General features: G+C 72.1%; 12 protein-coding genes. 10 read left to right on the top strand and 2 right to left on the bottom strand.

Annotation, left to right across the window (positions count from 1 at the left end; genetic code table 11):
• The first annotated feature begins 38 nt into the window (after positions 1 to 38).
• Together OHN74_RS03510 and OHN74_RS03505 are read left to right on the top strand one after the other, a co-directional pair.
• Positions 39 to 1,013 carry an amidohydrolase family protein gene (locus tag OHN74_RS03510; RefSeq protein WP_327693031.1) on the top strand — a complete coding sequence of 325 codons (975 nt, stop codon included), beginning with the start codon at positions 39 to 41 and terminating at the stop codon, positions 1,011 to 1,013.
• Between the two features lie 9 nt (positions 1,014 to 1,022).
• The gene (locus OHN74_RS03505; protein WP_327693030.1) at positions 1,023 to 1,478 is read left to right on the top strand and encodes an RpiB/LacA/LacB family sugar-phosphate isomerase; all 456 of its coding nucleotides are present in this window, start codon (positions 1,023 to 1,025) and stop codon (positions 1,476 to 1,478) included.
• Between the two features lie 88 nt (positions 1,479 to 1,566).
• On the opposite strand, the gene OHN74_RS03500 is transcribed toward OHN74_RS03505, so the two are convergent.
• Positions 1,567 to 2,346 carry a DeoR/GlpR family DNA-binding transcription regulator gene (locus OHN74_RS03500; RefSeq protein WP_327693029.1) on the bottom strand — a complete coding sequence of 260 codons (780 nt, stop codon included), beginning with the start codon at positions 2,344 to 2,346 and terminating at the stop codon, positions 1,567 to 1,569.
• A gap of 147 nt (positions 2,347 to 2,493) precedes the next feature.
• Here OHN74_RS03500 and OHN74_RS03495 point away from each other — a divergent pair, with 147 nt between their 5' ends.
• Genes OHN74_RS03495 through OHN74_RS03485 form a run of 3 tightly spaced genes read left to right on the top strand, consistent with a single transcriptional unit; the run spans position 2,494 to position 5,111 of the window.
• The gene (locus tag OHN74_RS03495) at positions 2,494 to 3,393 is read left to right on the top strand and encodes an SIS domain-containing protein (protein WP_327693028.1); all 900 of its coding nucleotides are present in this window, start codon (positions 2,494 to 2,496) and stop codon (positions 3,391 to 3,393) included.
• 52 nt (positions 3,394 to 3,445) lie between these two features.
• The gene (locus OHN74_RS03490) at positions 3,446 to 4,294 is read left to right on the top strand and encodes a class II fructose-bisphosphate aldolase (RefSeq protein WP_327693027.1); all 849 of its coding nucleotides are present in this window, start codon (positions 3,446 to 3,448) and stop codon (positions 4,292 to 4,294) included.
• Positions 4,295 to 4,322: 28 nt separating this feature from the next.
• Positions 4,323 to 5,111 (top strand): AraC family transcriptional regulator, encoded by a 789-nt coding sequence (locus tag OHN74_RS03485; protein ID WP_327693026.1) that lies wholly within the window; start codon positions 4,323 to 4,325, stop codon positions 5,109 to 5,111.
• A gap of 65 nt (positions 5,112 to 5,176) precedes the next feature.
• On the opposite strand, the gene OHN74_RS03480 is transcribed toward OHN74_RS03485, so the two are convergent.
• Complete coding sequence (locus OHN74_RS03480) at positions 5,177 to 6,313, bottom strand: methyltransferase (RefSeq protein WP_327699970.1); 1,137 nt, start codon at positions 6,311 to 6,313, stop codon at positions 5,177 to 5,179.
• Positions 6,314 to 6,390: 77 nt separating this feature from the next.
• On the opposite strand from OHN74_RS03480, the gene OHN74_RS03475 reads away from it, so the two are divergent.
• From OHN74_RS03475 to OHN74_RS03455, 5 genes are all read left to right on the top strand, one after another.
• Positions 6,391 to 7,032 (top strand): alpha-ketoglutarate-dependent dioxygenase AlkB family protein, encoded by a 642-nt coding sequence (locus OHN74_RS03475; protein WP_327693025.1) that lies wholly within the window; start codon positions 6,391 to 6,393, stop codon positions 7,030 to 7,032.
• Positions 7,033 to 7,080: 48 nt separating this feature from the next.
• Positions 7,081 to 8,298 carry an ROK family protein gene (locus OHN74_RS03470; protein WP_327693024.1) on the top strand — a complete coding sequence of 406 codons (1,218 nt, stop codon included), beginning with the start codon at positions 7,081 to 7,083 and terminating at the stop codon, positions 8,296 to 8,298.
• Positions 8,299 to 8,517: 219 nt separating this feature from the next.
• Positions 8,518 to 8,835 carry an SHOCT domain-containing protein gene (locus tag OHN74_RS03465; RefSeq protein ID WP_327693023.1) on the top strand — a complete coding sequence of 106 codons (318 nt, stop codon included), beginning with the start codon at positions 8,518 to 8,520 and terminating at the stop codon, positions 8,833 to 8,835.
• Complete coding sequence (locus OHN74_RS03460) at positions 8,832 to 9,584, top strand: ABC transporter ATP-binding protein (RefSeq protein ID WP_327693022.1); 753 nt, start codon at positions 8,832 to 8,834, stop codon at positions 9,582 to 9,584. The genes OHN74_RS03465 and OHN74_RS03460 overlap by 4 nt, the downstream gene beginning before the upstream one ends.
• Positions 9,581 to 12,166, top strand: coding sequence for an ABC transporter permease (locus tag OHN74_RS03455; RefSeq protein WP_327693020.1), 2,586 nt, complete (start codon positions 9,581 to 9,583; stop codon positions 12,164 to 12,166). The genes OHN74_RS03460 and OHN74_RS03455 overlap by 4 nt, the downstream gene beginning before the upstream one ends.
• Position 12,167 lies beyond the last annotated feature (1 nt).

Genomic DNA, 12,167 nt, shown 5'->3' with positions numbered 1-12,167 from the left:
GATACCGCATCGGCCGAATCCGAGGAGGCTCGGGACGTATGACGGACCCCATTCGGACAGATCCCCACCGCATCGACGTCCACCAGCACCTGATGCCGCCCGACCGCGCCAGGGCGATGGCCGGGCGCGCCGCCGGCCTCGGCTGGCCCGCGCCCGTCTGGGACGAGGCGAGCGCGCTCGCGATGATGGACCGCCGGTCCATCGCCACCGGCGTGCTGTCGTACGCCGCGCCCCTGGCCGCCCCCGGCGATCCGGACGGTGCCCGGGCCGGGGCGCGGAGCGTCAACGAGTACACCGCCGAACTGGTCAAGAACCGGCCCGACCGCTTCGGTCTGTTCGCCGTGCTGCCCCTCCCGGACGTCGACGGCGCGCTCGCCGAGGCCGCCCACGCCCTGGACGAGCTGAACGCCGACGGCGTGATGGTCCTGTCCAACGCCCAGGGCCGCTACCTGGGCGACCCGGAGTTCGAGCCCCTGTGGGCCGAGCTGGACCGCCGGTCCGCCGTCGTGCTCGTCCACCCCACCGCCCCACCGGGCCCGCCCGACCCCGCGCTGCCCCCCGGCCCGCTGGTCGATTTTCCCTACGACACCACCCGGACCGCTCTTCATCTGGCCATGCGCGGAGTGCCTCGCCGCCACCCCCGGATGAGGATGATCCTCCCGCACGCGGGGGGCTTCCTGCCGTACGCCGCCCACCGGCTGGCCCTCGCCGGACGCCTCGACCCCGACACCACCCCCGAGGACTTCCTCACCGACCTGCGCCGTTTCTACTTCGACACCGCCCTCGCGGGCAGCCCCACGACCCTGCCCTCGCTGCTGGCCTTCGCGGACCCCGACCACATCCTGTTCGGCAGTGACTTCCCCATGCTTCCCGAGGAGTGGGGCACCGGCTTCGACAACGGCCTCGACGCGTACGAGGGCTGGGGGCCCGGCCAACTGCACGCGGTCAACCGTGGCAATGCCGAGGCGCTCATCCCGCGACTGGCTGCGCCCGTCCGTTCCACGGCTGGGTAGTCTCGGAGCATGCGGATCTCCGTTTCCTCGGACATGGACGAACCCGTGGCGCGCGCCCTCCTCGGGCAACTGCGTGACCGCGGCCACGAAGTGGTGACGTACGGGGCACTGAGCCCCGGCGACGATCCGCAGTGGGCCGCCTGCTCGGAGGCGGCGGCCCGGGAGGTCGCCGCCGGGCGCGCCGACCAGGCCGTCGTGTGCTGCTGGACCGGCACGGGCGCGTCCATCGCCGCGAACAAGGTGCCCGGTGTGCGCGCTGCCCTGTGCACGGACGCCTACACGGCGGACGGCGCACGCCGCTGGAACGACGCCAACGCGCTCGCGCTCAGCCTGCGACTGACGTCGGAACCGCTGCTCAAGGAGATCCTCGACGCCTGGTTCGCCGCCGAGGCGAGCGAGGACGCCGAGGACCGGGGGAACGTGGCCCGCGTGGAACGGCTCGACGGTGAGAGAAGTGCCCGCTGAGCAGGGGCAGTTGAGGCGGGCAGTGCCGGGAGCGGGTGCGCCGCTCGGGCCGTGATCGCTCGCACCTGATCACTCGGACCGTGAGCACTCAGACGGTGATGACCCTGAGTCCGGCCTCCTCGAACCGTCCCACCGTCTCCTCGTCCGCCGCCGTGTCCGTGACCAGTGTGTCCACGGCTCCCACCGCGCAGATCCGGGCGAAGGCCCGCCGCCCCAGCTTGCTGGAGTCGGCGGCGACCACCACACGCTCGGCGCGCTCGCACAGCAGCCGGTTGATCGCGGCCTCCGCCTCGTCGTTGGCCGCCGCTCCGTGCGTGACGTCGAAGGCGACGACGCCCAGCACGGCCAGGTCGATCGTGATCTGGCCCAGCACACCGTCGGCGAGCGGTCCGATGAGTTCGTACGACTGGGGACGGGCGACGCCGCCCGTGACCACGATCTTGAACTGGGGTCGTACGGCAAGCTCGTTGGCGATGTTCAGCGCGTTCGTGACGATCGTCAGCGCGGGCGCCCCGGCGGTCAGATCGCCGCGTACGGCCAACGCGCGCGCCACCTCCGTCGTGGTCGTGCCGCCTGTCAGGCCCACCGCCTCACCGGGGGTGACCAGGCCCGCGACGGCGCGCGCGATGCGCTGTTTCTCGGAGGCACGGCGAGCGGTCTTGTAGCGCAGCGGCAGTTCGTAGGACACGCCGTGCACGACCGCGCCGCCCCTGGTGCGCACAAGCATCTGCTGCTCGGCGAGCTGGTCGAAGTCACGGCGGATCGTGGCGGCCGACACCTCGAGCTCGGCCGCGACCTCCTCGACCTCCAGCCGCCCCCGCTCGACGAGCAGCTCCAGCAGGGACTTCCAGCGGGCGTCCCGGGACATCCGGACTCTCCGTTCCTCGATCTTCGGCGACCCTAGCGCACCGAAAGTTCACGTCACTCCTTCGATTCCATGCTTGATTATGCTTGAAAAGTAGCTATATCTTGCACGAAAGAGCATTCCGTGGACATTCTGGGGGAGGAGAACGGCATGACCCATGCAGAGGACGAGCTGAACAGCCAGCCCGAGTGCTGGACCCGCGCCGCCACGGAGGCCGCCGGGCACGCCGGCGCGCTGCCGGTGGCGGGGGAGCGGGTCGCGATCGTGGGCTGCGGCACCTCGTACTTCATGGCGCAGGCGGTCGCGGCCCTGCGGGAAGGCGCGGGCCAGGGCGAGACGGACGCCTTCGCCGCCTCGGAGTTCCCCTACGGCCGCCCCTACGACCGGGTCGTCGCCCTCACCCGGTCCGGCACCACCACCGAGGTGCTCGAACTGCTCGGGCGGCTGCGGGGCACCGCGCCCTCGGGTACGCGGACACGGACGACCGCGATAACCGCCGACCCCGGAACTCCCGTGGTGGAAGCCGCCGACGACCTCGTCGTACTCGGCTACGCGGACGAACGGTCCGTCGTCCAGACGCGGTTCGCCACCACCGCCCTCACGCTTCTCCGCACCCACCTGGGACTGCACGACGAGACAGTGGTCGACGACTGCCGTACGGCGCTGGCGACCCCGCTGCCCGAAGGGCTCGTCCAGTGCGCGCAGTTCACCTTCCTCGGCCGGGGCTGGACGGTGGGGCTGGCCAACGAGGCCGGACTGAAGATGCGCGAGGCGTCCCTGTCCTGGACCGAGGCGTACCCGGCGATGGAGTACCGGCACGGTCCCATCAGCGTCACCACCCGGGGTACGGCGACCTGGATGTTCGGCGAGGCACCGGAAGGGCTGGCCGAACAGGTGCGGGCCACAGGGGCGTTGTGGCTGGCCGGGACTCTTGATCCGCTCGCCGAACTCGTGCGCGCGCAGCGCCTCGCGGTGGCGGTGGCGGCGGCTCGGGGCCTCGATCCGGACCGCCCGCGTCACCTCACCCGCTCGGTGATCCTCAACCCTTGAGTCCCCGTCGACACCCCCTTCTTACAAGGTTGTTGACCGAAAGGAGCGACAGGTGCCGATCGTCACCACCGGCGAACTCATCACCCGGGCCGCGGCAGCGCGCTCGGCGGTCGTCGCGTTCAACATCATCACCCTGGAGCATGTCGAGGCCGTCATCGCCGGTGCCGAGGAGGCGGGTTCGCCCGTCGTCCTCCAAGTCAGCGAGAACGCCGTCAAGTTCCGCTACGGACGACTCCTCCCGCTGGCCCGCGCCGCGGCCTCGGCCGCCGAACACGCCGCCGTGCCCGTCGCGTTGCACCTCGACCACGTACAGAGCGACGGCCTGCTGCGCCAAGCCCCCGGCGCCGGGTTCAGCTCCGTGATGTACGACGCGGCCCGGCTGCCCTACGCCGAGAACCTCGCCGCGACCCGGGCCGCCGCCGACTGGGCACACGCCCAAGGGCTCTGGATCGAGGCCGAGTTGGGTCAGGTGGGCGGCAAGGACGGACGGCCCCCGCTGGACGCGCACGAACCCGGAGCCCGTACCGACCCCGCCGAGGCCCGTGCCTTCGTCGCCGACTCGGGGGTGGACGCCCTGGCCGTGGCGGTCGGCAGCTCGCACGCCATGACGACCCGTACGGCAGCACTCGACCAGGATCTCCTGAAACGGCTGTCCGCCACCCTGGACGTCCCGCTGGTCCTGCACGGCTCGTCCGGCGTATCGGACGACCAGCTCGTGGCCGCCGTCGCGGCCGGCATCACCAAGGTCAATGTCGGTACGGCCCTCAACGTCGCCATGACCGGCGCCATCAGGGAGTTCCTCGGCGCCCATCCTGAGGCGGTCGACTCGCGCAAGTACCTCGGCGTGGGCCGGGAGGCGATGGCGCGGGCGGTGACGCGGATCATCGGCGTGCTGAGCTGACAGAGACAGCGACTGGTAGTTTTTCACCATGCGAGAAACGGAGCTGCACCTCGGTGAGCCGCCCCATGTGGCGAACGCCGGCGTCGGCGTGCACGGCGTCGCGAGCCGTACGGACGTCTTCCGGCTGCCCGAGCTGTGGCAGCTGCACCTCTACCAGTACGAGGCCGAGCTCACCGTCGACGGCACGGCGCATCTGGTCCGCCCGGGCCGGGTCAGCCTCGTACCGCCCGGCAGCACGGTCCGCTTCCGCTATCAGGGCCGCTCCGAGCACCTCTACGCGCATCTGCGCATCCCGGCCGTCGGCCCGTCGTGCACGGTACCCGTCGTCCAGGACGCCGGCCCCGAACTCCCCACCCTCACAGGCCTGTTGCTCGCGGCGATCGCCGCCGTCCCGCGCGCACCCGAGCACACACGAGCCGAGATCTGGACCGCGCTGTGGCGCATCGCCCACCTCACCCCGGACACCGAACGACCCGGCCCCGGCCCGCACCCGGCGGTCGGCGCCGCCATCGCGTACATCGAGGGCCGACTGGCCGCACCACTCACCGTGCCCGCGGTCGCCCAGGCTGCGGGCGTCTCGCACAACCACCTGACCAGGCTGTTCAAGGCAGCGACCGGCGACACGGTGGTCGGCTACATCCGCCGCCGCAGACTCGACCGCGCCCGCCATCTGCTGCGCGCCTCGACCCTCTCCATCCCCGCCGTGGCCGCCTCCGTCGGCATCCCCGACCTGCAGGCCTTCAACAAGGCATGCCGCCGCGAACTCGGCGCGTCACCCCGAGCCCTGCGGGGAGAGCCGGCCCCGAGCACTCCGTGAAGTGGTCGAAATTCACTGTCACCTCGCTACCTGGCCGCCTGGTCACCCGAGTGTCTCTGACCGCCTCACTGCTTCACGGCCTTCAGGACCACGAACTTGGCGTCGCTCGCGACGAGCCGACTGTTGCCGAACAGCTTGCGCAGCTTGATGTGATAGCCCAGATGCCGGTTGCCGATCACATACAGCTCACCGCCCGGCCGCAGCGCCCGCCGCGCGCCCGTGAACATCCGCCAGGCCGTGGCGTCCGACGTCGCCTGATGGGTGTGGAACGGCGGATTGTTGAGCACGAGGTCGACGCTCTCGTCCGCGATCCCGGCCAGCCCGTCCCCGACCCGGAACTCGGCACGCCCGTCCGGCAACCCGTTGGCCCGGTACGTCGCCTCCGCCGAGGCCACCGCCTGGAACGACTCGTCGACGAACAGCAGCTCGGCCTCCGGCGCGGTCAGCGCCACCGCCGTACCGACGACACCGTTCCCGCAGCCCAGGTCCACCACCCTGGCGGCGCCCGACGCCTCCGGCAGATGCGGGAGGAAGAACCGGGTCCCGATGTCGAGTCGCTCGGCGCAGAAGACGCCCGCGTGGTTGACGACAGGGTGCCCCGACGCCGGACCGATGTCGTCGGGCAGTTCGTAGCGGTACGGCCAGGGGCTGGCACCCCGGTCCACCGACGGATCGACGGTGGCGTGGATGAGCCGAGCCTTCTTCTCCGCGAGGGAGGTCCGGGTCGGGCCGATGATCCGCTCGAACAGCTTCAGCGTCGAGGTGTGGATCTCCTTCACCATGCCGGTGCCGACGACGACCGTGCCCTCGTGCAGCGCGGGCGCCAGCCGCAGCAACTGGTCCTCCAGCAGTGCCAGGCTCTTCGGAATCCGCACGAGCAGCACGTCGACCCGCTCGGGCGGCGGATCCTGCGTGGTGAGCAGCCGTACGGAGTCCTCGTCAGCGCCGGCCCGCCGCAGGTTCGCCCGCGTCGCCTCCTGGGCCAGGAACGAGTCGGTGATCTGCGTCGGCCGGTGGGCCGCGAGCGCCGTGGTGAGCGCACCCCAGCGGTCGCCGACGACCACGACCGTGCCGGACAGCTCGGTCCCGGACTCCGCGAGGTGCCCGAGCAGGTAGTCGTCGGAGGCGTCCCAGGCGCGCAGCCGCTCACGCGGATCGGCGGGGAAACGGGTCAGTGTCAGCTCGGACCAGGGAGTTTTCATACGGTCGGTCATCGTGGCCCCACCCTACCGACCAGCAGCTCACGCCCCGTCGGCCCGGTCCGGCAGGATGGGGAACCATGGACGCCGAGCTGTTCCCCAGAGCCCGTACGGAGATCGCGCCGGGCGCGGTGCACACGCCGGACTGGCTGGACCCGGGGCGTCAGCGCGAGCTGCTGGACGCCTGCCGCGACTGGGCGCGCCCGCCCGCAGGCCTGCGCACGGTCCGGACGCCCGGCGGCGGCACGATGACCGCCCGGCAGGTGTGTCTCGGCCGTCACTGGTATCCGTACGGCTATGCGGGCACGGTCGTCGACGGCGACGGTTCGCCCGTGAAACCGTTCCCCGAGTGGCTGGGCGAGCTGGGGAGGGAGGCGGCCACCGCAGCGGCGTACGAGTGCGACGCCGACTACGACATCGCGCTGATCAACTTCTACGACGCCGACGCGCGCATGGGCATGCACCGCGACAGCGACGAGAAGTCGGACGCGCCCGTGGTGTCCCTGAGCCTCGGCGACACCTGCCTCTTCCGCTTCGGGAACGCGGCGACCCGGACCCGGCCGTACACCGACGTCGAGCTGCGCAGCGGCGACCTGTTCGTGTTCGGCGGCGCCTCCCGGCTCGTGTACCACGGGGTGCCACGGGTGTACGCGGGCACGGCGCCGCCGGAGTTGGGGCTGAGCGGCCGGTTGAACATCACGCTCCGGGTCAGCGGTTTCTAGGCCGACGCCGCGGTCGGCGGTCGTACGGATCATGGGAGACTCGCCCTCATGAGCAAGGTTGAGGGGACCACCTCAAGGACGCGGTTGGACCGGGGGCGCGGCGCACTCGGTCCCGCCTTGGAGCTCGTGCACACCGGACGGGCGCCCACCCGGGCCGTGCTCACCGCCGAGCTGGGCGTCACCCGGGCGACGGCAGGCGCGGTGGCCGCCGAGCTGGAGGCGCTCGGGCTGATCAGCGTGGACGCGCGGCCCGGGGCCGCGGCCGGTTCGCAGGGTCGCCCCTCGCACCGGCTCGACGTCGCCGAGGACGGGCCGGTCGTGCTGGCCGCACAGGTGCACGCCGACGGGTTCCGGGCCGCATTGGTCGGGCTCGGCGGGCGGATCGTCGCCACCGCACCCGGCTGCGAGACCATCGACGCGGACCCGGCGAAGGTGCTCGGTTCCGTCGTCGAGGCGGGCGCCGACCTGCTGCGCGACACCGGCCGCCGGTGCGTGGGCGCCGGTCTCGCCGTGCCGTCGGCCGTCGCCGAACCAGAGGGCCTGGCCCTGAACCCGCTGCACCTGGCCTGGCCGGCCGGCGCGGCGGTACAGGAGATCTTCGCCGATCGGGTACGGGCGGCGGGCATCGCCGGACCCGCTTTCGCGGGCAACGACGTCAATCTCGCCGCGCTCGCCGAACACCGGCACGGAGCCGGACGCGGCGCCCGCGACCTGCTGTGCGTGGCCACCGGGCACCGGGGTGTCGGCGGGGCCCTGGTCCTCGACGGGCGCCTGCACACCGGTAGTTCGGGCCTCGCGCTCGAAGTCGGTCACCTCACCGTCAACCCCGAGGGGCGCCCCTGCCACTGCGGCAGCCGGGGCTGCCTGGACGTCGAGGCCGACCCGCTCGCCTTCCTCACGGCGGCGGGCCGCGACCCCGGCCCCGAGGTGTCCCTGCTCCAGCAGGCCAACGACCTGATCCGCGACCACTACACGGACCCGGCGATCCGCACGGCCGCCGAGACCCTGATCGACCGCCTGGGCATGGGCCTGGCAGGCCTCGTGAACATCCTCAACCCGGACCGCGTCATCCTCGGCGGCCTGCACCGCACCCTCCTCGACGCCGACCCGGACCGCCTGCGCGCGGTGGTCGCCGACCGCAGCCTGTGGGGCCGCAGCGGCAGCGTCCCCATCCTCGCGTGCACGCTGGACCACAACAGCCTCGTCGGAGCAGCCGAGCTGGCGTGGCAGCCGGTGCTGGACGATCCCCTGGGGTCGCTGACGTAGTCGCCGGCAGAGCCCGCCGCACGCACGGCCGGCCGGGAATCGACCGGTCCGGCCGTCCGTGGACGTCTCCGTGGCGCGACACCCCGGGAAGCAGCCGCGAACGCCCCGCGTACTCCCGGGGAGGTACGCGCACTCCCGCCGGCCGTACGACGACCCGGACCCCCTTCCGGCGCGAACCTCGAGTCATCAACGCAGTCCCGACCTGGGAGATGACTCGACATGCAGACCCTCGCGAACTGGAACGGCGGCCCCGGCCCGTGGATCCTGTTCTTCCCGCTGATCTGGGCGGCCGTCGTGATCGGCGTCGTCACCGTCCTGCGCCGCACGGCCCTGCGCGGTCGCCCTGGCCCATGGCGTGTCACGGACGGCCGCCACGACGCACAGGACCGCCTCTCCGGCGACGCGCCGCTCGCCGTACTGGGCCGGCGCTTCGCCTCCGGCGAGATCGACGAGGACGAGTACTGGCGGCGGCTCTCCGTCCTGGACGAGCAGTTCGGTGCCGCGGGCGGCCGAGCGGGCAAGGGCGGTGCGGTATGACCACCACCGCCACCACGACCCGTACGGCAGCACATGTCGTCGACGCGGTGAAGGTGTACGGCGGTGGCGGCACCGCCGTACGGGCCCTCGACGGGGTGAGCGTCGGGTTTCCGGCCGGGCGCTTCACCGCGATCATGGGGCCGTCGGGCTCCGGCAAGTCCACCCTGATGCACTGCGCGGCAGGCCTGGACACTCTCACCTCCGGAGCCGCCTTCATCGGCGACACCGAACTGGGCACGCTCGACGACCGACGCCTCACGCTCCTGCGCCGCGACCGGATCGGCTTCGTCTTCCAGGCGTTCAACCTGGTTCCGACGCTGACCGTCGCCGAGAACATCACGCTGTCGATCGCTCTGGCGGGCGGAGCGGGTGATCCGGAGTGGATCGACTCGCTCGTCGACGTGGTCGGCCTGCGCGACCGGCTCCACCACCGTCCCTCCGAACTCTCCGGCGGCCAGCAGCAACGCGTCGCCGTGGCACGGGCGTTCGCCGGCCGGCCCGACGTCGTCTTCGCCGACGAACCGACGGGCAACCTCGACTCGCGCTCCGGCGAGGAGGTCCTCGGCCTGCTCGGCCGCGCGGTGCGGCACATGGACCGCACGGTAGTCATGGTCACCCACGACCCGGTCGCCGCCGCCCACGCGGACCAGGTCCTCTTCCTGGCCGACGGCCGTCTCGTCGACCGGATGGAGTCCCCGACCGCCGACAAGGTCCTGGACCGCCTGAAAGCCTTCGAGGTGCCGTCATGACCACCACCCCCGCGCGCACCCTCCCGCCCACCGTCCGCATCAGCCTCTCCTCGCTGCGCGCCCACAAGCGCCGCTTCGCCGGTACGTTCCTGGCGGTCTTCCTCGGCGTCGCCTTCCTGGCCGGGACCCTGGTCATGGGCGACACCCTGCGCGCCGGCTTCGACACCATGTTCGGCGAGGCGACCAGCGGCACCGACGCAGTCGTCCGCAGCGCCGACGCCATCACCACCCCCGGCGAGAGCGAAGGCGTACGACAGCCGGTGTCCACCGAGCTGGTCAGGACCGTCCAGCAGGTCCCGGGAGTGGCAGCCGCCGCCCCCGACATCCAGGGTGCCGGCCAGCTCGTCGCCGCCGACGGCGACCCCATCGGCGGCCAGGGCCCGCCCACTCTCGCCGGCAACTGGATCACCGACCCGAAGTTGAATCCGTACCAACTCGCCGAAGGACGCGCCCCGTTGAGGTCCGGCGAGGTCGTCGTCAACCGGGGGACGGCCAAGAAGGGCGGCCTGACGATCGGCGACACGACCGTCCTGCGTACGCCCGACCCGGTCAGGGTGACGATCGTCGGTCTCGCGACCTTCGCGGGCGAGGACGGCATGGCACAGGTGACGTTCACCGGGATGACCCAGGCCGACGCCGAGAAATATCTGACCGCGAAACCCGGCGAGGCGACGAGCATCCAGGTGCGGGCCGGTCCCAGGGTCGGACAGAAGGAGCTGGTGGACCGGCTGACATCCGTACTCCCCAGGGGAGTTGAGGCCATCACCGGTCAGGAGTCGGCCGAGGAGGACACGGAGATGATCTCCAGCCGGTTCCTCACCGTCTTCACCCTCTTCCTCCTGGTCTTCTCGGGTGTGGCGATGCTGGTCGCGACGTTCTCCATCCACAACACCTTCGCGATCGTCGTCGCTCAACGCACCCGCGAGAACGCCCTGTTGAGGGCGCTGGGAGCCTCGCGCCGTCAGGTCACCGCGGCCACGCTCGTCGAGGCGACGGCGGTCGCCGTGACGGCGTCGACGGCGGGCCTCGCAGGCGGTATCGGCATCGCCGCGGGCCTCCAGGCACTGTTCCCGGTCATCGGATTCCCGTTCCCCGAGGGCGACCTGGTGATCAGCTCGCTGTCCATGCTGCTGCCGCTCGCGGTCGGCATCGTGGTCTGCCTGGGCTCGGCCCTGCTGCCCGCGGTACGGGCCGGCCGTACCGCACCCCTGGCCGCGCTGCGCGAGACAGCCGTCGACCGGTCGGGCGCCTCTTCCGTCCGGGCGGTCACCGGTGCGGGTCTCGGCGCCCTGGCGATCGCCATGACGCTGATCGGCGTCCTGGTCTCACCGTCCCTGTGGCTGGCGGGACTCGGCGCCGTACTGGCACTCACGGCCTTCGTGGTCCTGGGCCCGGTCGCCTCGACGGCGGTGGTACAGGTCCTCGGCGGTCCCCTCGGCCGGCTGCGCGGAGTCCCCGGCGGCCTCGCCCGGCGCAACGCCCTGCGCAGCCCGAAGCGGACAGCCGCCACGGCGAGCGCACTGATGATCGGCGTGGCCGTCGTCTCCCTGTTCACGGTGTTCGGTGCCTCACTGAAGGCCACCATGGACCAGACAGTCTCGCGCTCCTTCGCGGGCGATGTGGCTGTGAGCACCCCGTCGTTCGGGGCGGGCGGCAGCGGACTCAGCCCCGGCCTCGCACCCGCGATCGCCCAGCGCCCCGAGGTGGCGGACGCGGTCGGTCTCGGCCGAGGAGTCGCCGAAGTCGACGGCCGAGGCAGGGCGTTGACCGTCACCGACCCCGTCACCCTCAGCAGGGTCTTCGACCTCGGCGACATCCGCGGCTCGCTCGACGACCTCGGCACCGACGGCATCGCCGTCACCGAGGCGGAAGCCGACCGGCAGGGCCTGAAGACCGGTGACACCACCCGACTCACCTTCACCGACGGCCGGACGGAGAACTTCACGGTCCGCGCGGTCTTCGGCCGGTCGGAACTCGCCGGTGAGTACGTCATCACCCGCGCCGCCTGGGCCCCGCACCGCACCCAGGACTCCGACTCGTTGATCGCCGTCTCCTTCAAGAACGGCGTCGACGCGGACGCGGGCAAGGCCGCCGTGGAACAGGTCGCCGCGCGCTACGGGGACCCCGAGGTGCAGACCCGCGACGAGTACGCCGAGTCGTCGGCCGGAGGCATCGACATGATGCTCACCCTCGTCTACGCGCTGCTCGCCCTCGCGGTGCTCATCGCGCTCCTCGGCATCGCCAACACGCTCACTCTCGCCGTCCACGAACGCACCCGTGAACTCGGCCTGTTGAGGGCCGTCGGCCAGACCCGCGCCCAACTGCGCGCCATGGTCCGCTGGGAGTCGGTCCTCGTCGCCGCCTTCGGAACACTGGGCGGGCTCGTCCTCGGCGGCTTCCTCGGCTGGGTGCTGGTGAGGGCCGCGGACGGTGCCGACGACAGCGCCTTCGCCTTCGCGCTGCCGCCCGCGCAGCTTGTGATCGTGGCCCTGGTGGGCATCGCGGCCGGAGGACTCGCGGGTCTGCGCCCGGCCCGGCGGGCGGCACGGCTTGACGTACTGCGTGCCATCGCCACCGACTGAC

The sequence above is a fragment of the Streptomyces sp. NBC_00459 genome, from assembly GCF_036013955.1.
Classification (GTDB): Bacteria; Actinomycetota; Actinomycetes; order Streptomycetales; family Streptomycetaceae; genus Streptomyces.
The sequence above is the reverse complement of the archived record's forward strand: the minus strand, read 5'-3'. Positions and strand labels throughout refer to the sequence as shown.